This is a genomic window from Alteribacillus sp. JSM 102045 (genome assembly GCF_041949975.1).
Classification (GTDB): domain Bacteria; phylum Bacillota; class Bacilli; order Bacillales; family Marinococcaceae; genus Alteribacillus.
This window is the reverse complement of the sequence record NZ_JBHFQG010000018.1, coordinates 1-20,926: the sequence shown is the minus strand read 5'-3', so window position 1 is coordinate 20,926 and position 20,926 is coordinate 1. Positions and strand designations below refer to the sequence as shown.

The following is a 20,926-nucleotide window of genomic DNA, read 5'->3' as shown; positions in this document are numbered from 1 at the left end:
TGTTCATAGGAACGACTACTACCAGCGGAAGCACCGTAGACTTCGACCGAAACAAGTCAAAACCCATCTCTTCTTAAAAAAACAATTCTTTTACGAAATGACAGCATGTAAGCCTTATCATGGGTGTGGCGGGCTTTACTTTCGTTTACAACACATCTATAGTAGAAGTATTGTTTATTTACCTGGGTAAATATTGGAGGACGCAAATGTATGGATACGAGCACTCTGTTTCACTTATTGAATCAAAAAGTTCGGTTGTTATCGAAAGAGTTAAATGAACATCTCCACAAACATGACTTATATACGTCTCAATGGACGATTTTGTATATGCTGAGCCAAAAAGGTCCAATGTCGCAAACCGACATCTGGCAGTACTTAAAAGTGGAAGCACCAACGATTACGCGCACGCTTGCGAGAATGGAAACGAGCGGCTGGATTCATCGAAAGCCAGGCTACGACAAACGTGAACGAATTGTTGTGTTAACTGATGAAGCCAAAGAAAAACTGCCTGAAGTGAAAGAGACCATTAAACAGTTTGAGCAGCAATTCGTTGCTCAATTAACAAGCAGCGACCAAGAACAGCTTTACCATTTTCTAGAAAAGCTTGGCACAAAAAGGAGTGACGAATAAAATGAGTACCTCCGATGAGCCAATCTGGACAAAGAATTTTTTCGGTATTTCTTTTGTTCATTTTATTGTATTTGTTATTTTTTATACATTATTAACGACACTGCCTCTTTACGTTGTAAATGATTTAAAAGGCACAGAAGCTCAAGGCGGGTTAATTGTTACAGCTATGCTGGTAGCCGCTATATTGATTCGGCCGTTTTCTGGAAAACTACTAGGGAGGGCCGGAAAAAGAAAAGTTTTAATTTCCACCGTTTTTATATTCACTGTTACTACGTTTGGTTATATCTGGGTAGATCAGTTTTCTGTTCTAATTATTCTACGTTTCATTCACGGGTTGTCTTTTGGAGTAGTGACAACAGCTACGGCTGCCATTGCGGTAGATGTTTTGCCGCAAAAGCGTCAGGGAGAAGGGCTTGGTTATTTCACGATGGCTATGAATCTAGCTGTTGTAGCCGGTCCCTTTATAGGATTGACACTGATTCAGTTTATTACATTTCAACAACTATTCAGCGTTCTCAGTATTTTTATGATCATCGGTGTTCTCTGCACACTTTTAGTGAAAGTGACAGAAACCGAAAAACCGAAAAAAGCTTTAGAAAAACGAAAACTCTCTCTGGATGATTTTTTTGAATTCCGTGCCATCCCTATTTCACTAATAAGTAGTTTAGTTGCCTTTGCGTATGCCGGAATTGTTTCATTTATTTCTGTTTATGCTGCCAACATCGGACTTGGCGATATGTCTAATTATTTCTTTCTCGTATTTGCTGTAACGATGCTTCTTTTCAGACCCTTTCTTGGCAGACTATTTGATCAGCGTGGTCCAAAAATCGTTATTTTACCTTGTTTAGTCACTTTTGCAGTTGGTTTAGTTGTTTTAAGCTTAGCTGAGTCAGGCTTTTTATTTTTGTTAGCCGCTGCGTTAATTGGGGTAGGGTATGGAACGATTTTGCCGTGTGTCCTTTCCCTATCAGTTCAATATGCCCCACGCGAACGAAACGGCCATGCAACGGCTACTTTTTTTATGCTGTATGATACGGGAATTGCAGCAGGTTCCTATATTTTAGGAATCATAGTTTCCATAACTGGTTTTTCTCTTATGTTCAGCTGTAGTGCTATTCTTGTTGTGCTGACAGCTGCCGGGTTTTATTACTTATTAAATCATACAGAAGGTGCGAAGAAAAGGAATCTCAAACTGGAAAAAAGCAGTTAATATAAAGAACAAAAGCCGCAAGCGCCCTGATCGGCCTCGACAGGTAAATGTTCTCCAGTCATGAAAGGCGCTCTTACTTCCACAGGATGTGCTGACTTTTGCGTTGCGAACACGATGTTCGCGATTCTAGCAAAAGTTCCTTAAACCGTCTTGGGCCTCCGAGAGGCTGGGCGCTGAAGCTAGACGCGGATCAAACAATATGGAGATAGTTATCCACCTTGTAAAAACATAATTGCCTAAACAAATAATCAATAAACGGGCTGTTTGGCAGAATCACCTGCCATAACAGCCCGTTTTTTATTAAGATTGAGTTGATTTTTGAAATTGATCGGTTTCGGTGGAGCCTTTCATCGCAGTGGTAGATGACGTACCGCCGGTGATTACCTGGGAAACTTCATCAAAGTAACCGGTACCTACTTCACGTTGATGGCGTGTAGCTGTGTAGCCATTTTCTTCGCTAGCAAACTCAGCTTGCTGCAGTTCAGAGTATGCACCCATACCGCGTTCTTTATACCCGCTGGCCAATTCAAACATACTGTGATTTAATGCATGGAAGCCAGCCAATGTAACAAACTGGAATTTATATCCCATTTTACCAAGCTCAACTTGGAATTTCTCGATGGTCTCCTGGTCAAGGTTAGCCTGCCAGTTAAAGGACGGTGAGCAGTTATAAGCTAGCATCTTACCAGGGAATTTAGCATGAATGGCGTCAGCAAAGCGTTTTGCTTCGTCAAGGTCCGGCTTCGCTGTTTCACACCAGATAAGATCGGCATATGGCGCATAAGCCAAGCCACGGGCGATCGCTTGATCCAGGCCGGCATTTGTCCGATAGAACCCTTCTTCTGTTCTTTCACCTGTAATAAACTCATGATCTGCCGGGTCCACATCACTCGTAATCAGGTTCGCTGCATTTGCATCGGTTCTTGCCATTAGGATGGTATCAGTACCGCTTACATCTGCTGCGAGTCTTGCGGAAATAAGGTTTTTCACTGCCGTTTGGGTCGGTACAAGCACCTTGCCGCCCATGTGACCGCATTTTTTCTCAGATGCTACCTGATCCTCAAAGTGAACACCCGAAGCCCCAGATTCTATCATGCTTTTCATAAGTTCAAAGACATTGAGCTGTCCACCAAAACCTGCTTCTCCATCCGCTACAATCGGAGCAAAATAATCTATATCACCGCTTCCTTCCATATGCTGAATTTGGTCAGCTCGCTGCAGCGCCTGATTAATACGTTTTACGACGTGCGGAACACTGTTTGCCGGATAAAGGCTTTGATCCGGATACATCTGTCCGGAAAGGTTAGCATCCGCCGCTACCTGCCATCCACTTAAATAAATCGCTTTCAAACCCGCTTTTACTTGTTGTACCGCCTGATTTCCTGTTAACGCACCCAAAGAGTTTACATATGGTTCGCTATGAATCAGATCCCACAGTTTTTTCGCTCCTCTTTTTGCTAGTGTATGTTCAATTTGCAAGGATCCCCGCAACTTTACTACTTCCTCTGCAGAATAAGGTCTTTCAATTCCAATCCAGCGCTCATCTGTGTCCCATTGTTCCTGTAATTTTTTTGCTTCTTCTTGAATGTTTCCCATGTTTCTCATCTCCTTTTTAATAATGAAAGTGAAGAGATTCAGCCAGCCCCCTTCCCGGCTTATCCCTTTCTTTTTCAACTGTTTTAATACAGTTTGTTTCGTTAGTTATTATAATATAACAGAGAACACTGTTATGCAACATAAAATTGGAAATTTTTTTGTGTTTTATATAAATTTTAATATTCTGAAAACAAAATTATTGTTTTAACAGGGGTTTTGCTTCTTTTTGCTATTAGCACACATATAATTTACCCTTTCTGTTGTGTTACAGTTTAATTGATCAGAGAATCAATCGGTACAGAACCAAAGCGCAAGCGCCCTGGTCAGCCTCGACAGGTAAATGTTCTCCAGGCAATAAAGGCGCTCTTACTTCCACAGGATGTGGTGACTTCTGTGTTGCACTTTCGTCGCCAAAAACGCCACGTCCTGTGGCATTGGCGACATTAGCACGTCCTGTGCGTCGACGTGTGCGTCTTTAGCAGAAGGGTCCTAAAGGATGTTCGACTAAGAACGTCACGTCCTGTGACAACGTCGAACTGGCTTGCACAGGATGTGCTGACTTTTGCGTTGCGAACACGATGTTCGCGATTCTAGCAAAAGTTCCTTAAACCGTCTTGGGCCTCCGAGAGGCTGGGCGCTGAAGCTAGACGCGGATCAAACAATATGGAGATAGTTATCCACAACTTGTAAAAACATAATTTCCTAAACAAATTAAAAAAAGCATATCGCCGATTCCTTATGGCGAATACCGTAGTTTTGCTTATACTGTTTACCAATAAAAAAGTTATACTTTCCTAAGAGTATAAAAAAAATCTCCAGATACACGACCCGGAGATTTTTTGGCGTTTATTTGCTGCTTTCAAACCATATATAAGATGGATGTTCTGCTTCTTCTGATTCTTTTTCAAAAGTAATTGTTCCATCCTCGAATTCGTACACTTCTGACCACATATTGTCCATTTCATTCCAGAAGCTGCGGTCAACTGAACCTAAAATATCTTCTGCTTTCTCTTGATCAAATGTTTTATTTGTTGTTTCTACAGCAACCGAGATTCCTTTTTCTGTAACAGGATGAAAGAAAAACGTAAAATCCCCGTACTGCATGTACTCCCCGCCTTCAAACCAACCTTCATCTTCTGGTTCTCCTAATGCTTCTTTAATTTCTTCTTTTTCCTGGTTCAAGTAGGACGCGTAGTTAAATTCATGAAAAGATTCAATTAGTTCATTAAACGTTTCTGCACCTATTTGTTTTTGGCTCACACTTTTCACTTCACTCGGCGGCTGCTTCTCTTCAATTCTGGTGTCAGCTTTTTCTGCCTGCTTTACTGGCAGCGCATTGTCCTGCTGCCCTGAAGCACAGCCGCATATTATACCTATACTCAACAGCAGTCCGTAGATCCATTTCATAACCGTTCCTCCCATTTTTCTAAAAACTTTTATGCGTTCACTCGTTTATAGTAGTGTATTTCCTTTCTTTTACTATTTTTACACTCTATTAATGTTCTTTTTAGTGAAATAAGTCTTTAGTATGAGGAACAGCTCCCAAAGCTATTAACCACTTTGATTTGCAGGGCTTGAATATTTCTCCATCAATTGTTTTTCTCCCGCTTCCATTTTCGCCATTCCTTTAGTGCATGTAAACGTAACGCCTAAAAGAAACAGAGACCCAGCTACAACACCAGGCCAGCCAAATGCCGGCCACAGCCACCCGTAATAAAAGCTGCCAAGGCTTCCGCCTAAATAATAAGACGTTAAATACAAGCCTGATGCACTTGCTTTTGCTTTTTTGGCATGTCTTGTTACCCAGGAGCTTGAGCTCGAATGTGCAAAAAAGAAACCAAAGCTTAGCACTAATAAAGCCAAGATGATGATAGGAAAAGAAGGGATCAAGGATAACAATAACGCACCGATCATCAAACAGATTCCAATAAAAATACATGAGGTTTGCTGCCATTTCTGTGCTGCTTTGCCGGCTAACGTAGAACTGACCGTCCCCGCTCCGTACGTTAGAAACAGCAAACCTAAAACGGCGGTTGATATTTGAAACGGTTCACCACTAAGATAATACGTAATAAAGTTAAAAATGCCAATAAACACGAGAAAATGAATCCCGCCTATAATATAGGCATAGAGCATAACAGGATTTTTAAGATGCTCTTTATTATTTGCGAGCACTTCTTTTAATTGAAACGGACGAGCCTTAAATTGCTTGGAACGAGGCAAAAGCAGGTATACCATAAAAAACAGCACAAAACTGACACCTGCCATGATCACAAACGCTCCTCTCCAATCCCAAACATCGGCCAGGACACCGCTTAACACCCGTCCTCCCATGCCTCCTACACTGTTACAGCTAATATATATCCCTACGGCAACAGTCATCGCTCTCATCTTATATTCTTCGCTGATATAGGCCATTGCTGCCACAGGAATACCGGCAAGAGCTGCAGCTTGAAAAATTCTTGCAGCCAGCAGCCATTCAAACGAAGGGGCTGCACTGATCGCTAACGTTCCAATAGTGCCAAGGGCCATTGCGATAAAAATAATATTTCGTCTGCCAAATGCATCAGAAAGAGCGGTATAAAGAAAAAAGCTGATTCCTAATACAAACAATGAGACAGAAATGATCAAGCTTGATACGGTTTCGGTAATACCGAATTCTTCTGTGAACAGCGGCAGAAGCGGCTGAGGAAAATACATATTTGCAAAAATTAACAGTGATGAAGCCCCTAATGCTGCTGTTGCTTTCCAAAAAGACTTTGTTTCTACATCAATCATGGCATGCTGCCTTCTTTCATTCTTGGAGTCATATCTTTTATGCTACCAGTGAAATTCTCATAAATAAAATATATAATAATTATTAAAATGATAACTTTTTTATATGGAGGAAGTCAGATGGATATTAAGCAGCTCACTTATTTTTTAACCGTTGCCGAACATGAAAGCTTTACAAAAGCCGCAACTGAGCTTCGCATAGCACAGCCTGCGATTACGAAATCGATCCAAAACCTCGAATCCGAATTAGGTCTTCGTCTTTTTATCCGTGAAAAACGAAGTGTGCGTTTAACAATGGAAGGCAGCGTATTGAAAAAGCATGCTCTTGAAATTCGACAAAAAATGAAGCAAGCTGAAAAAGAATTAGAAGAAATTAAAGAAGGTATCCGGGGAACTGTTCAAATTGGGGTTCCTTCTATGGTAGGATCCTATTATTTTCCAGATAAACTCTCCTTATTTAAAAACCAATACCCTGACATGGAAATAGATTTTTTCGAAGCAGGGACAACTGACATTGAAACAGCTATTCTAGAAGGTAATTTAGAAATGGGTACCGTTATGATAGATGAGGTATCTCATAAACTAGATATTCATCCTTTTCTCCAAGAACCATTGATGATGGTGGTTGCTCCTTCACACCCATTGTCCTCTCGGTCTTCCGTTCGGTTGGAAATTTTAGCCGAAGAGCCTTTAATCCTTTTTAAAGAAGGATATTACCAGCGAAAAATTATTGACCGTGCTGGTGAATTAGCCGGCAAAAGTCCTCATATTGCGTTTGAAACCAATCAAATATCTATGGCCAAATCTTTAGCAGCCAGAAAATTTGGTGTTACCGTATTTTTGAAAATGGTCATCCGTCCGGACGAAGACCTGGTTGCCATTCCTTTTGATCCGCCGATTGTCTTAACTTTAGGAATCGCTCATAAAAAAAATTTGCCGCTTTCTACGGCAAATGAGATCTTTCTTAAATTTTTAGAAAAAGAAGCCCGCCGCTGAATGCTTCAGCACCAGACGGAGACGGATTATTCAACTGTATTTTGGATAAAAAGAGTGGTATGCTTGACAGGATCAAGGTCTGTAATATCGTAGTCTACATTTTGACCGAAAAAAGCTTTAAACACTTGCACGACCGGACGCTGAGGGAGTCCTTTATGCTGGCTAACAACGACGCCTCCTTCCCCTGTTGTCAGTTTCACCTGACTTCCGGTCGGATAAAACGCGATCGTGCGTAAAAACTTCCAAACTACGTTAAAAGAAAAATGATGATTGGTGAGTCCTAACAGCAGTTCGCAATGGCTCCATATTCCCGCTTCCGCCGGCAACAAGGTTGTCATAAAAGTTAGCTGCAGCTGTAATTTTTGCCAGCAGATGAATATCTTTTCCTGCCATGCCCCTTGGTACGCCGCTTCCATCAATGTGTTCATGATGAGCAAGCGCAATATGAGAAGATAATGTACTGATTTCTTTATTTTTTCTTAAAAAATTAAAACCGATCCAGGAATGGTGCTCGTCCAGCCGTTTGCTTTCCGGAATGACCTTTCCGATATCATGGAGCAGTGCACCTATAGCTAATTCCTGAAGCTTCACCCGGTCTAGGCCCATTTTCGTCCCGGTTAAAATGGACATAATACAAACATTGACTGAATGAACGTACAACGCATTATCCGTTGTTCGAATATCCGTTAAATTTAAAAGAATATCTTTGTTTAATGATATTTCCTCTATTAATGTATATACGGATTGGTTAATTGCTTTTATATTGGACATACTGATAAGACTCTGCAAGCGCTGAAGCCGTCTCTCTTCTTGTTTTTTCCGACACTACTTCTTCTACAGTTACATCTTGAAGTTTTTCATCTTCTAGTAGACCGCCTGAACACCCATATGACCAACTGTAAGAGGCACTCCGGCATTTAATAAAATGCGGCCATCACTTGCATAAATGTGGCGCGCTAATTTGTCCCCCTGCTGAATATTTTGGGTTAAAGTATACCGCATAAGTATCACCTTTTGAGTTTTCTTTTCTTTGAGTCTTTTTGTTAGATTTGTTGTTCCTCTATTATATCGGAGTTTCACGCGGAAATAACAGGAATTTTTGAGGGTTTTATCAGAAAAGTGCAGAAGGCTTCATTGTAAAGAAATATGAAATAGCCATTTCAACAGCTGAGATAACGAATCAGCTATTGAAACGGTTTTATGAATCACTTTAGTGTCTGGTTGTTTTTAAATATGATTTTGCAACATGCCGGACATCGGGAGACCAATGGTTTAAAGATGCGGTCATTGCTTTTTCAACCGTTTCTACTCCTTCTTCTTCCCAATAACCGAGTACTTCTTCTTCTGCACCGGCATCTTGTAAAAATGCGTGCACCGCAGAGCATACTTTGTCGGAATCTTCTCCTTTCACCCGCATATGCACTTTATCTCCAATTCGAATGGTCGTAAATACAGACATCATCCCTAGTACACTTTTTCCGTTAGCTGCTTTATTCTTTTTTTCCATGAAAACGTCACTTTCATAGTGTTCTAAAAGGTGGACAAGTTCCAATACTTTATGAACAGATAAGCTTTTGAACAACGAAATAGTTTCCTGTTGTTCCATTATCATCTTCTCCTTTTTTAAACGATCCTTGTAAGCCTCCTCTATTATAAATAGTTCTTTATAAAATAGCTACCGGATTGTAAGAAGAATTCACAGAAATGTCGCAACAGCCACTACTCTGTTTCTTTCTTATCTATATCCACTTCCCTTTGTCTCTCTTTAAACGCGTTATATAAGTCATCTGGATACTTTTCGAGATACATAGACCTTGATGGAAATGCAATGTGTACGTCTTCTTCTTCTAATATTTTAATAACTTCCAGATTCATCTGCTGTTTTACATTAAACCATTCTACCCAAGCCGTGGTTTTCGTAAAGAAATATAGAAAGATATCATACGATGACGAGCTCATTTCATTTAGCTTCACAATAATAAGCTCATTGTCGATTGCTTCATGGTTAAAAAGCATCTCTTCGATTCTGTTTACAACACGCTCGAGCTTTTCTCTCGACGTAGCATATTCCACTCCAACGGTAAAACTGATCAGACGCTTGTCCATTTCCGACCAATTGGTGATCGCTTCATGAGCGAGTGTATTATTTGGCACGGTGACAAGTGAATCTTCAAAAGTCCTTACCTTTGTGCTGCGAAACGAAATATCTTCTACAATTCCTTCTACCGTAGGCGTTGCAATCCAGTCTCCTTTTTTAAAGGGACGTTCGCTCACTATGATGATACCGCCAAAGAAATTGCTGAGTGTATCCTGAGCTGCAAGCGCAAAGGCCAGTCCGCCCAGACCAAGCCCAGCAACAAATCCATTAATATCATAATCCCATTCATGAGCCACAACCGTAATCGTGAGCGCAACAATGACAAAACGAAGCAGCTTCGACAAAAATGGAATGAGCATGCTGTCTTCGCCATCTTCCATCTTATGCGAAATTTTATAAAACAAACTCGATGACGAGGAAGCAAAGTTAAAAAGCCCCCATCCGATGACGACGATAATAATCGAACGGTAAAGCGTATTGATCAATCCTAATTGCTCCCGCGGGATCGGCAGATATAAAATTGCTAGATAAATCCCAAGAATTCCGATGAAAAACCGAATTGGTTTCTCAAACGCAACAATTAAATTTGTGAAAATATCGGTCGGCGTTTTTTTTGCAAACCTCATAATAAATCTAAAGATATAGGTTGTAAAAATCTTCCGAAATACAAATATAAGCAAAAATATAACAAACGCAATACCTATATCAATCCACGGCAGGTCTATAAACCAATACCACCAATTATACAAATAATCCATTGTCTACCCTCCTGCGAATCATTACCCGTTTTATCTTAACATGATGCAAAAGGGAACACTAATCATAAGGAAGACCATTCTATGTTGTATTTAGAATTGGAAAATATTACTTTCATAAATGCCATAATAAAATAAAACGTGTTTATGTGGATTTTCCATATTTTTATTATCCGAAAAGAACCAAGGGGACGGAAAATGGATAAATAAAATACGAACAAAGCATCAACAGACCACAGTGCTCACAACCGATGAATGTCAAAATCATTAAGGTTCTCTTTTCCTTTTTGTCCCTTTTCCAGTGGCTTGTCGAGGTTTTTTTGATGATGGAGTTAACGTTTGAAGTTTTACGAAAGGATCTCACAAAATATATAAACCGTTAGAAACATTGTTATAAGACAAAGGAAGGAGTTTTTCCCTCCTTCCTTAATTTCCTGAAACGGAGCGCAGCAGCTGGATTAAATCACTTTTTGCTTCAAAACCAACTCCAGGGATGTCCGGGAGACGTACATAGCCGTCTTCTATGGCATATCCATCAGAAAATCCTCCAAACGGCGGGAACACTCCTGGATAAGATTCATTTCCCCCTAATCCTAAGCCGGCTGCAATATTTAAGGACAATTGATGTCCGCCATGCGGGATGCATCGACGTGGAGACCAATCATATTCCTTCAGCATTTCTAAAATGCGTAAATACTCTACTAAGCCATAGCTCAAGGCACAATCGAACTGAAGAATGTCCCTATCTTTTCTTAAACCTGCATACCTTATAAGGTTGCGTGCATCTTGCATAGAAAAGAGGTTTTCTCCTGTTGCCATTGGGTTTTTATAATGTTTGGCAAGTTCGCCTGTAATTCAAAATCCAGTGGATCTCCAGCTTCTTCGTACCAGAAAAGGTTATAAGGCTCTAGCTTTTCTGCATATGTAATAGCTGTTTCTAAATCAAATCTTCCATTTGCATCTACTGCCAGCGACTGACCATCAGGCACTACATCTAAAACAGCTTCGATGCGCCGAAGATCTTCTTCTAAGAAATCCCCGCCAATTTTCATTTTTACAACAGAGTATCCCTGGTCAAGATATCTTTGCATCTCTTCTTGAAGTTTCGAAAGATCTTTATTCGGACTATAATAGCCTCCTGCTGCATACACAAATACCTTCTCATCTACTTCTCCATTTCGGTAGCGGTCTGCAAGTAATTGATAAAGAGGCTTTTCTTCAATTTTAGCTACAGCGTCCCATACAGCCATGTCAATGGTGCCTACTGCTACCGATCGTTCTCCATGCCCTCCCGGCTTTTCACCGGTCATTAATATATCCCAAATACGGTGAGGATCGAAATTTGAACCATCATCATTTAAAATCTCTGTTGGATCCGCTTGAAGTAGGCGCGGGATAAAACGCTCGTGCAATAAACCGCTTGGGGCATAACGACCATTCGAGTGGAATCCGTACCCTATCACTCGTTCACCATTTTTGAATACATCCGTTATAATGGCTATAACCGATGCAGTCATTTTACTAAAATCAATATAAGCATTTCGGATGTCAGATTTTATAGGCACTGGCTTCTCTTTTATTTTGACTATTTTCAACCCTCTTCTCCCCTTTATTAAAAATTTTCAGTTATTTTAACTTAATCAATGAGCTATTCATTTTGTGCGACGTAGTTTTTATCACCTTTGATCTCTACTTGAGCCATTTCTTCAATAAATTTAACAATAGTGGTATGGTCTAATTCTCCTTGACCATTAGCCCAAGCATATTTCCAAAGCTGATAGGCTGCACTAGAAATAAACATTGGCGTTCTTTTTTCGTCTGCCATTCCGAGTGCAATCGTTAAGTCTTTCACCATTAAGTCAAGCGTAAAACCGCCTTCAAATTTTCGCGGTAGAATTTGATTTGGGAATTTAAAATCGCTTGAATGGCTTCTTCCTGTGCTGGAATTTATGACATCAAGCATCTTATTTGGATCTAAACCAAGCTTTACACCAAGCGATATGGCTTCCCCAGTAACAGCTAAAGTAGTAGCTGATACCAAATTATTCAACGCTTTAATTGTGTGTCCTGCTCCAATTTCACCTACATGGACAATATTTTGCCCAATATAGTTTAATAAGGGGTTAATTTCTGTAAAGTCCTCTTCTTTTCCTCCAACCATAATGGTTAAAGTGCCATCACCGGCTTTTTTTATTCCGCCGCTTACTGGAGCATCAACCATACGATGACCTTTGCCCTCTAATGTCACTGCCAATTCTTTAGTAACAGTGGGAATGGATGAAGTCATTTCAATTAACATGTTTTTTTCTGTGAACCCCTCTACTACCCCGTTTTCTCCTAATACTGTTTTCTTCACGATTTCTGCATTAGGAAGAATGGTAATAATATATTGATATTCTCTAGCAAGCTGAGCAGGATTCTCTGCTACACTTGCCCCTGCAGCATTTAATTCTCTTAATGCTTCTTGGTTAAGATCATAAACTCCAACCTGTACACCATGTTCAAGAAACTTTTTTGCTATTCTTCCTCCCATGTTTCCCACACCGATAATTCCTAGTTTCATAGCCTCACCTCTATTAACGATCTAATGAAATTCTTGTTGTATCCAGTATACATTATTCAAGACAAAAAATCTATGTATTTTGAAAGCGTCTTCTTTTATTTGTTGCGGTGGAACACAAGGCTGGCGTTGCTCATGCTATTTTTCGTAAAGGTTTACTGTCTTCCGGACGGTTATTTTGTACTTCTGGCATTCTCTAGATAGAGTAGAAGCATTGACCTTCAGCTCTTTAGCTGCCTCGGACATGGTAAGAGATTTTTTTAACGCATCTAAGATAAGTTGTTTTTCGACTGCTTCAACCCGGCTCTTTAAAGACTGTTTCTTTTTCATATTAAAAGCTTTATTTTTTTAAAATACATCGGAAGGAAGATGTTCGCATCTTATCGTTGTTTCTTGAACAGTAACAAATAGTCGTTCGATTAAATTTTGTAGTTCTCTGATATTTCCGGGCCACGAATAATGCTCCAAACTTTCAATGCTACCTAGTCTAGTAACTTCAAAATCCTGTAATACTCTTAATAACTTAACTTGTAATGCCAAAGGCAGTTCTGCAATTTCGTCTAAAAACAATGTACCTTTATCGGCAATTTCAAATAACCCGGCTTTTCCTTTTACATTCGCTCCTGTAAAAGCTCCTTTAACATAGCCAAATAATTCTGATTCTAATAAATCAGCTGGTATCGCTATAAATTCGATACAGAGAAAATTGGGAACAACAGAGTGGTGACTGTAGCAAAATAAATGAATCCCTTCCTCCTAATCATAGGACCAGCATCCCCAAAAAAGATGCTGGTCCTATGTCGGTTATTCTTCTCCCTGCTCCTCTTTTGATCCTAAGGCGAAAACCTCAAAAGAGACCTTCCCCTTCATTAATGCTCTATCTTCTTTTTGCTCTCCATATGAATGAGTTGATGATTAACAGTGTTTCGTACCACACAAAAAAAGGTAATCCCTGAAACAATAGGAAGAATGGTACTAACTGTAATCACACCAATCCAGCCAAAGCCTGACCAGACAGTTCCAATTGCTGTTCCTCCAGTAGCTGCACCAATGTAATAAATGACAAGATATAAACTGGTTGCCCCGCTCCTGTGATGCTTTGCCGTGCTTCCAACCCACGTAGATGCCATCGAATGCGCAATAAAGAAGCCCATACAGATAATGGATAGCCCTATAACTACTATTCCAACATTTATTATAGTTGTAAGTAAATTTCCTATTATCATAATAAAAAGTCCGACGGCCATCACGCGAAGGACTCCAAAACTATCAGAGAGTCGTCCAGCTACAGGAGAACCTGCTACTCCTAATAAATAAGTAAAATAAATAAGAGAAATGACACGAATCGATAATTGAAAAGGGTCCTGCTCTAAATAAAACGGTGCATACGTCCAAATACCGGTAAACCCTGTCTGCAGCAGCATGCCAAAGAGAAAAGCAAATAGTAATAAGGGGTTTTTAAGATGAACAGCCATCCCAAATACATCTTGTAAAAAAGACCGAGGATAACGATGAAAAAATCGGGACGCTGGGATTAAATAAAAACAGAAAAAACATGTGTTTAAACCCAATACAGCGAGATAATAAAAACCAGTCTGCCAGCTGAAATGATCAGCGAAATATCCACCGATAAACCGTCCACCCATTCCTCCAAATGCATTACTCGCAATATATAAACATACAGCTAATCCCCGGCTCTCTATGGAAACCTCTTCATTAATATAGGCAACCGCGACTGCTGGAAGCCCCGCAAGAACAAATCCTGTAATAAAACGCCAGCTGGTGAGCCACCAAAAAGCGTCATATAAGGGTATGGCAAAAAGAGGGAGCACAGACAGGCACAGCGTTAAATGAATAAGCTTCACCCTGCCGATTCGATCAGAAAGAAAGCCAAACACCAGCAGGCCGCTGACAAGGGAAAGAGTTGTTAGGGAAAGAGTTAAACTGGAGACTGCTGGTGAAACACTAAATTCTCTTGCATATATCGGCAGCAAGGGCTGCACCACATACAAATTAGCAAAGTTTATAAATGAAGCAAGTGCTAATCCAATTGTTATTTTCCAAAATTCTGGCTGGTGACTTTTATATGGATGTATTTCTTTTTCCATATCTCACTTCCAATCCTATCCATAAGTCATGTCTGCCTGTATTTCTCCACTCCTTCTTGATATAAATCGCCACCGAAGGCATCATTAATGACAACGGCCGGAAAGTTTTCAATTTCTAATTGACGGATAGCTTCTGTTCCTAAATCTTCATACGCAACCATTTCAACTGATTTGATAGATCGGGAAATTAGAGCCGCAGATCCTCCCACGGCCCCAAAGTACACAGCTTGCTGATTAACAATAGCTTTCTTTACTTCTTCACTGCGGTATCCCTTGCCAATCATTCCTTTTAGCCCCATTTCCAGCAGTTTTGGAGTGTATTTGTCCATTCTGCTGCTTGTTGTAGGACCGGCCGACCCAATAACCCGGCCGAGTTTTGCCGGAGTGGGGCCAACGTAATAAATGACTTGCTCCGACACATCAAATGGTAACGACTCTCCTCTTTCTAGCTGTTCGATCATTCGTTTGTGGGCAGCGTCTCTTGCTGTATATACGGTACCCGTTAGTAAGACTCGATCACCTGCACGTAAAAAGAGAGCTTCTTCATTTCCAAATGGAATTCGTATTGATTTTTGCATAGGTATTCTTCTCCTCTTGTTAGAAATACTTGGGCTTACAAAATGGCTTCTTGATGTCTGCTTGCGTGGCAGTTTAAATTCACCGCTACCGGGAGAGCCGCAATGTGGCATGCTTCTGCTTCTATTTTCACATCAAGGGCTGTTGTACTTCCTCCCATCCCCTGAGGACCAATGCCAAGTCTATTAATCTCAGCCATTAATTCTTCTTCGAGCTCCGCAACAGCGGGGTCAGAATGCCGTTCACCGATAGGACGAAAAAGGGATTTTTTCGCTAAGTAAGCACAGCGCTCAAAATTACCGCCAATCCCTACACCCACAACTAGCGGAGGGCAGGCATTCGGCCCAGCTGTTTTCACAATAGTAAGGATGTATTCTTTTACCCCTTGGATTCCATCAGAAGGCTTTAACATTTTGAGGTCACTCATGTTTTCAGCCCCGCCGCCTTTTGCTGTCATGTGGACTTTAATCTGGTCGCCCTCCACGACTTCCATGTGGACAATACCAGGTGTGTTGTCACCCGTATTTGTTCGATTAAGCGGGTCATGGACGATAGAGTTCCTTAAATATCCTTTACCATATCCTTGGCGAACCCCTTCGTTAATAGCATCATACAGGCTGCCCCCGGTTATATGGCAGTCCTGGCCAAGTTCTACGATAAAAACTGCAGTTCCAGTATCTTGACACATAGGCACCCGCTCTTTTGTCGCAATGTCAGCGTTTTCAATTAATTGATTTAAGACGTCTTTTCCTGTTTCAGATTTTTCTTCTCTCAAGGCATTGTTAAACGCATTGACCACATCTTCCCCTAAATTATAATTCGCTTCTATGCACATCTCTTTTACTTTACGAACGATGTCGTTATAGTGAATGTCCCTCATTTCTCCTCCCCCTTACTAACGTTTAATATAAAAAGTCCCTAGATCCTGTGCCACCGTGTTATTATCTTCATCTGTAATCGTTCATTCAGAGACCACTGTTTGTGTTTCCCCAATGAATAAAACGTGGTTCTGCAATTAATTGGTTTCCTTTCCCTTTTTTAATAAAATTCGTCTTTAATTCCAGGGTAAATACTTTTTGGTGCTCTTTTAGTTCACTAAATATTTTAAAACCAATGGCTACATCAGCAAGTGTGTATATTGCTCCACCTTGAGCAACCCCATAAATATTTTTATTTTGCAGACCGAGGTCCATAACAAATTTCTCATCATTTACTTTGCGGATCCCTAAAAATTTTCCCTAAAAATTTTCCTAGAATGCTCAAGAGCAGCCATGACGTGCTCAATATGAGAAAGCTCCTCATTTGAAAGCATTTTCAATTTTGTCTCGATGTCATTGATTTTAGTAGACCTGACGTCACTTTCACTAGCGTTGATCATTGATTTCCTCCTCTAAGCTGAAACTTCTAGAAATCTCCTTATTATCTATTAAAGATTTTTTCTTTGGGTTCTAATATCTTCGTAACACTTTCCAAGCTTTCTAGTTTTAACACTCTATCAGCAATTCTTTTCTTGCTATCCTCTGGCAAATTTTTGGCAAGCAACGAAAATTTATCAAGTATTTCATTAGAGGTCACCGGGTTTTCTGGGTCTCCCTTTGGAAAATCGGTTTCTTTTATTATTTTTTCTCCGTTATTTAACTCCAATTCTACTTTAGCCCCCCATTTATTCGGGTACCGAGCATCAATCTCTGGATCCACTTTTACCTCTACTTTTGTCATCAGTTCTCTTATCCTATCATCCCAAAGGCTTTCCTCATTAAAATCACCCAATCCTCCCTGTTTCTTAATGAGAGCTAACGCTGTGCAGAATTGCAAGCTGAATTTTGATGCATATTGAGTTGCCGGGTTGTTATTGTCTGTAATATCTAATGCTACTTGATACGTTTTCACTGTTATTCTTTCCACTTCTTGCAAAAAAGTTGGATTTTCTTTGGCTAAATCGATCATTAAATCCATGGCATGGTGAGTATGACGGCAAGAAGCATGAATTTTAAATGAATTTTCGACAATTTTGAATTCTTCTCCTAGACGGTCGGTAATTTTAGATTCATCGTATTGCTCACTCATTGCTCTAAAAAAGCCGCGGTTTCCTTCTAAAATCTTTTGAGCACCGGTAAAGCCTTTCTTTGCCAAAACGGCGCTAATCACACCATTCATAGCTGCCTTTCCTGGATGCATCTGTTTGGTCATAGCTCCATCTTCAATAAATTCCCATAACCCTGCTGCTTGGGTGCCGGCACTCCCGATAGCATGAATGATTTGTTCTTCCTTTAAATCTAATAATTTAGCCGCAGCGGCTGCTGCTCCAAACGTACCGCAAGTTGCTGTATTGTGCCAATAGTAATAATGAGAAGGGGTGACAGCTTCGCCAATTCGATAAGCTACTTCATAACCTATCGCAACGGCTGCAATGAAATCTTTACCGCTTCTTTTTTTCCATTCGGCCATAGACAATGCTGCCGGTACAACTACAGTTGCCGCATGAATAATCGAGGCCTTATGAATATCATCTAATTCGACAATATGACTTGCTGCACCGTTTATTAACGCTGCATTCATTACAGACGTTTTTCCGCCAGTTACGGCTGTTGCTTGCTGCTCTCCGCCCATTTCCTTTACGAACTCATCAATCTTTTGTATTGGCGGCTTATTAGCACCGGCAAAAGCGGAGCCAAAGTAATCTAATATACAAAGCTTGGTGAAGCTTACAACATCTTCAGGTAAATCCTCATAATTTGTGTTCCGAACATAACGAGCTAATGCTTGGCTTAAACTCATCTCTTCTCCTCCTATCTTTATTTCACGTGGTTGTCTTCATTAATGACGTGCAATGTTTGATTGATTGAATCTATTCTTTCAAGATTTAACAACTGATCAACAACTTGATTTATTTGTGAAGCTGACAATTTTTTCTGGCATACTTTCCTAAATTTTCGTACAAGCATTTTTTCTGTCATCGGGTTCTCTAAACTTCCTGTAGCATGCTCTATAAATACTCTGATGGTTTCCCCGTTATGTTTTGTAAGAGTTGCTTCCACTTTATCTTTATTCATTTCTTCAGTAACGTAAGGTTTGATTTTTTTTCTAAAGGTTACAGTCTCATTATTGTTCACTTTATTTTCTTGATACTGATTTTCTGATGCATCTTTTTCTAAAAATGCTATTGCTGCCGTATGGTAAATACTAAACTTGCCTTCCAAGCTTGTTCCCGGGGTTTCTTTTCCTGTTAATTCCAATACATATGGATGAACCTTTAAACGAATTTCTTTCACTTCATCCGGAGCAGCAAACTCGCTTAGCTGAATGCAGGCATCAATCGACGGATGAAGAACAATGCCACACGCATAAGGTTTAAAAGCATTTTTTTCTATTTCCCAAACCTGTCCCCAGCTGTCGTTTACTTTTTCCTTTTGAGATGATTGGCTGTAAACATTAAGAAAACCACGTTTTGCATCAAGAATTTGTGTTGAACTTGTAAATCCTCTATTAACTAAAAGGGATGCTAACAGCCCGTTTTGAGCCGCTTTTCCTGGATGCAAAGGTTTCGTCATCGTACCGAACGTTTCTCGGAGACCAAATGCTTGAGTACCAGCTAATCCAAGAGCCATCGCCATTTTCTCTTCATTAAAACCTAAAAGAATTCCCGCTGCAGCAGCTGCTCCAAATACTCCGGCGGTTGCAGTTATGTGATAGCCTTGACGGTAATGAGAGGGGTACACAGCATTACTTATTCGAAGTTCTACTTCACAGCCAAGTACAAATGCACGTATTAGTTCTTTTGGAGAAAGGTCGTATTTCTCACCTAGAGCAAACACCACAGGGCCGACCGGACCGCTCGGATGGTGTATGGTATCTAAATGTGTATCATCAAAATCAAAAATGTGGGAAGCCGTACCATTAATTAAAACGGCGGACAATAAGTCAACCTTTTGATTCCGGCCTAAAATCGTATTTTGGGATGCTGATTCTAGTTCATCTGCTAGACTAACTAAAATATCAATGGACTCGTGCTCTATGGCACCGATTGTTACACCTAGCCAATTTAACATGCTTTTTTTGGCATGCTCCTTCACACGATCAGGTATATCTTCGTATGCCGTGTTTAATATGTTTTCTACTAATTGTTCGGTCACCATTTTACTGTGTCTCCTCTTCTTCACTTTTTTGTTTAAGAAACATAAAGGCCCCTGTGGAAATACAAGGACCTAACGACTTTTCTAAAAGGAACGAGGCAAACCGAGTATATGCTGGCCAACGTAGCTGACAACCAAGTTGTTTGTAATAGGAGCAACGATGAACAAGCGGGCTTCTCTAAATTTTCTTTCAATATTATATTCTGTCGCAAACCCGTATCCTCCGTAAGTATCCATTGCGGCATTCGCCGCCTTCCAAGTAGCTTCGGAAGCTAGATATTTAGCCATATTTGCTTCTGCTCCACAATTTTCGCCTGCATCAAACAAGTCTGCAGCTTTATCACGCATCAATTTTGCAGCCTCAATGTCCATGTATCCTTCTGCAATTGGAAATTGAACCCCTTGGTTCTGCCCGATTGGACGGTTGAAGACTACTCGCTCATTCGCATACTGGACGGATCTATCCACAAAATACAAACCGTCTCCAACGCTTTCAGAAGCTATGAGTATTCTTTCTGCATTCATTCCGCTCAATACATACTTAAACCCTTTTCCCTCTTCGCCTATTAAGTTTTCAACTGGAATTTCGGCATTTTCAAAAAACACTTCTGTAGTGGCGTGGTTAATCATCGTATCTATTGGACGAATGGAGATGTTATCTTTTTGATCTTTCATATCTAAAATAAACAAGCTTAGTCCGTCTGTTTTTTTCTTTACCTGGTCTTTTGGGGTGGTTCTTGCAAGCAATAGCATAAGGTCAGAATATTCTGCACGAGAAGTCCATATTTTCTGGCCGTTAACGATGTAGCGATCCCCTTTTAGCTCTGCTGTAGTGGTAATACTTGTTGTATCACTACCAGCTGTTGGCTCGGTGATCCCGAAAGCTTGCAAACGCAGATCTCCATTTGCTATTTTTGGCAGAAAGCGCTGCTTTTGTTCTTCACTTCCGTGCCGAAGCACTGCACCCATGGTATACATTTGGGCGTGTCCTGCTCCTGCGTTTCCTCCTGAACGATTGATTTCTTCTAAAATCGCTCCAGCTTCTTTCATTCCAAGTCCTGCGCCGCCATATTCTTCTGGAATTAAAACAGACAGCCATCCTTCGTCGGTTAAAGCTTTTATGAAAGCTTCTGGATATTCTTTTTGTTCATCCGTCTCTTTCCAATAACTTTCCGGAAACTTTTCACAAAGCGAACGTACACTGCTCCGGATTAAATCCAATTCTTGTTCTGTACTTACTGTCATTATAATTCCTCCTATACTTGTTTAATTCAAAAAAAGTAAGCCTTCTATTATGCCGAGACTGCTTCTTTTAGTTCTTCTGTCAGTTTAGGAATAACTTCAAAGAGATCACCGACGATGCCATAATCCGCTACTTCAAAGATCGGAGCTTCCGGGCCTTTGTTGATCGCCACAATCACTTTCGAATTCGACATTCCGGCAAGGTGCTGAATCGCTCCAGAAATCCCTGCTGCAATATATAAATCTG

24 protein-coding genes and 1 pseudogene are annotated in these 20,926 nt (G+C 40.4%); 3 read left to right on the top strand and 22 right to left on the bottom strand.

Translation table 11 applies throughout. From position 1 onward, the window contains the following. Positions 1 to 210 precede the first annotated feature (210 nt). Together ACE1TI_RS12785 and ACE1TI_RS12780 are read left to right on the top strand one after the other, a co-directional pair. On the top strand, positions 211 to 630 hold the full coding sequence (locus ACE1TI_RS12785) for a MarR family winged helix-turn-helix transcriptional regulator (protein WP_375007974.1): 420 nt from the start codon (positions 211 to 213) through the stop codon (positions 628 to 630). Between the two features lies 1 nt (position 631). After that, positions 632 to 1,840 carry an MFS transporter gene (locus tag ACE1TI_RS12780; RefSeq protein ID WP_375007972.1) on the top strand — a complete coding sequence of 403 codons (1,209 nt, stop codon included), beginning with the start codon at positions 632 to 634 and terminating at the stop codon, positions 1,838 to 1,840. A 300-nt stretch (positions 1,841 to 2,140) separates the two neighbouring features. Here the strand turns inward: ACE1TI_RS12780 and aceA are convergent, their stop codons facing one another. The 3 genes from aceA to ACE1TI_RS12765 form a co-directional block, all read right to left on the bottom strand. Continuing rightward, a complete protein-coding gene (gene aceA, locus ACE1TI_RS12775; protein ID WP_375007970.1) occupies positions 2,141 to 3,436 on the bottom strand; it encodes an isocitrate lyase in 1,296 nt (431 codons plus the stop codon). 846 nt (positions 3,437 to 4,282) lie between these two features. Continuing rightward, the gene (locus tag ACE1TI_RS12770; protein ID WP_375007969.1) at positions 4,283 to 4,843 is read right to left on the bottom strand and encodes a hypothetical protein; all 561 of its coding nucleotides are present in this window, start codon (positions 4,841 to 4,843) and stop codon (positions 4,283 to 4,285) included. 144 nt (positions 4,844 to 4,987) lie between these two features. Beyond that, positions 4,988 to 6,214 (bottom strand): MFS transporter, encoded by a 1,227-nt coding sequence (locus tag ACE1TI_RS12765; RefSeq protein ID WP_375007968.1) that lies wholly within the window; start codon positions 6,212 to 6,214, stop codon positions 4,988 to 4,990. A 117-nt stretch (positions 6,215 to 6,331) separates the two neighbouring features. Here ACE1TI_RS12765 and ACE1TI_RS12760 point away from each other — a divergent pair, with 117 nt between their 5' ends. Next, positions 6,332 to 7,207, top strand: a complete 876-nt coding sequence (locus tag ACE1TI_RS12760; protein ID WP_375007966.1) for a LysR family transcriptional regulator — start codon at positions 6,332 to 6,334, stop codon at positions 7,205 to 7,207. A 26-nt stretch (positions 7,208 to 7,233) separates the two neighbouring features. Here the strand turns inward: ACE1TI_RS12760 and ACE1TI_RS12755 are convergent, their stop codons facing one another. The 19 genes and pseudogenes from ACE1TI_RS12755 to ACE1TI_RS12665 all read right to left on the bottom strand — a co-directional run. Next, the gene (locus ACE1TI_RS12755) at positions 7,234 to 7,407 is read right to left on the bottom strand and encodes a hypothetical protein (protein ID WP_375007964.1); all 174 of its coding nucleotides are present in this window, start codon (positions 7,405 to 7,407) and stop codon (positions 7,234 to 7,236) included. 52 nt (positions 7,408 to 7,459) lie between these two features. After that, positions 7,460 to 7,978, bottom strand: a complete 519-nt coding sequence (locus tag ACE1TI_RS12750; RefSeq protein WP_375007963.1) for an HD-GYP domain-containing protein — start codon at positions 7,976 to 7,978, stop codon at positions 7,460 to 7,462. 93 nt (positions 7,979 to 8,071) lie between these two features. Then, positions 8,072 to 8,209 (bottom strand): hypothetical protein, encoded by a 138-nt coding sequence (locus ACE1TI_RS12745; protein WP_375007962.1) that lies wholly within the window; start codon positions 8,207 to 8,209, stop codon positions 8,072 to 8,074. 208 nt (positions 8,210 to 8,417) lie between these two features. Further along, complete coding sequence (locus ACE1TI_RS12740) at positions 8,418 to 8,813, bottom strand: HPr family phosphocarrier protein (protein ID WP_375007960.1); 396 nt, start codon at positions 8,811 to 8,813, stop codon at positions 8,418 to 8,420. Positions 8,814 to 8,926: 113 nt separating this feature from the next. Further along, on the bottom strand, positions 8,927 to 10,063 hold the full coding sequence (locus ACE1TI_RS12735) for a mechanosensitive ion channel family protein (RefSeq protein ID WP_375007959.1): 1,137 nt from the start codon (positions 10,061 to 10,063) through the stop codon (positions 8,927 to 8,929). Between the two features lie 423 nt (positions 10,064 to 10,486). Further along, entirely contained in the window at positions 10,487 to 10,852 is a 366-nt protein-coding gene (locus ACE1TI_RS12730) for an enolase-like domain-containing protein (RefSeq protein WP_375007957.1), read from the bottom strand. After that, positions 10,828 to 11,655, bottom strand: a complete 828-nt coding sequence (locus ACE1TI_RS12725) for an enolase C-terminal domain-like protein (RefSeq protein WP_375007955.1) — start codon at positions 11,653 to 11,655, stop codon at positions 10,828 to 10,830. Before ACE1TI_RS12725 ends, ACE1TI_RS12730 begins: the two co-directional genes overlap by 25 nt. Before the next feature lie 53 nt (positions 11,656 to 11,708). Further along, entirely contained in the window at positions 11,709 to 12,623 is a 915-nt protein-coding gene (locus ACE1TI_RS12720; protein WP_375007954.1) for an NAD(P)-dependent oxidoreductase, read from the bottom strand. Between the two features lie 135 nt (positions 12,624 to 12,758). Beyond that, positions 12,759 to 12,950, bottom strand: a complete 192-nt coding sequence (locus ACE1TI_RS12715) for a helix-turn-helix domain-containing protein (protein ID WP_375007953.1) — start codon at positions 12,948 to 12,950, stop codon at positions 12,759 to 12,761. A gap of 68 nt (positions 12,951 to 13,018) precedes the next feature. Next, a pseudogene (locus ACE1TI_RS12710) lies at positions 13,019 to 13,307 on the bottom strand (sigma 54-interacting transcriptional regulator); the annotation flags it as partial. Positions 13,308 to 13,489: 182 nt separating this feature from the next. Beyond that, positions 13,490 to 14,728, bottom strand: coding sequence for an MFS transporter (locus ACE1TI_RS12705; RefSeq protein ID WP_375007952.1), 1,239 nt, complete (start codon positions 14,726 to 14,728; stop codon positions 13,490 to 13,492). Positions 14,729 to 14,754: 26 nt separating this feature from the next. After that, a complete protein-coding gene (locus ACE1TI_RS12700) occupies positions 14,755 to 15,417 on the bottom strand; it encodes a Fe-S-containing hydro-lyase (RefSeq protein ID WP_375007951.1) in 663 nt (220 codons plus the stop codon). Then, the gene (locus ACE1TI_RS12695) at positions 15,342 to 16,184 is read right to left on the bottom strand and encodes a fumarate hydratase (protein WP_375007949.1); all 843 of its coding nucleotides are present in this window, start codon (positions 16,182 to 16,184) and stop codon (positions 15,342 to 15,344) included. The genes ACE1TI_RS12700 and ACE1TI_RS12695 overlap by 76 nt, the downstream gene beginning before the upstream one ends. An 85-nt stretch (positions 16,185 to 16,269) precedes the next feature. Next, positions 16,270 to 16,527 carry a PaaI family thioesterase gene (locus tag ACE1TI_RS12690; RefSeq protein ID WP_375008034.1) on the bottom strand — a complete coding sequence of 86 codons (258 nt, stop codon included), beginning with the start codon at positions 16,525 to 16,527 and terminating at the stop codon, positions 16,270 to 16,272. A 2-nt stretch (positions 16,528 to 16,529) separates the two neighbouring features. Further along, complete coding sequence (locus ACE1TI_RS12685; RefSeq protein WP_375007948.1) at positions 16,530 to 16,682, bottom strand: hypothetical protein; 153 nt, start codon at positions 16,680 to 16,682, stop codon at positions 16,530 to 16,532. A 41-nt stretch (positions 16,683 to 16,723) separates the two neighbouring features. Further along, on the bottom strand, positions 16,724 to 18,082 hold the full coding sequence (locus ACE1TI_RS12680; RefSeq protein WP_375007947.1) for an MmgE/PrpD family protein: 1,359 nt from the start codon (positions 18,080 to 18,082) through the stop codon (positions 16,724 to 16,726). A gap of 17 nt (positions 18,083 to 18,099) precedes the next feature. Beyond that, positions 18,100 to 19,440: an MmgE/PrpD family protein gene (locus tag ACE1TI_RS12675; RefSeq protein ID WP_375007945.1), complete on the bottom strand. Its 1,341-nt coding sequence runs from the start codon at positions 19,438 to 19,440 to the stop codon at positions 18,100 to 18,102. 81 nt (positions 19,441 to 19,521) lie between these two features. Beyond that, a complete protein-coding gene (locus tag ACE1TI_RS12670) occupies positions 19,522 to 20,682 on the bottom strand; it encodes an acyl-CoA dehydrogenase family protein (RefSeq protein WP_375007944.1) in 1,161 nt (386 codons plus the stop codon). Between the two features lie 47 nt (positions 20,683 to 20,729). Then, positions 20,730 to 20,926: electron transfer flavoprotein subunit alpha/FixB family protein (locus tag ACE1TI_RS12665; protein ID WP_375007942.1), on the bottom strand; the 197-nt coding region annotated here is incomplete at its 5' end.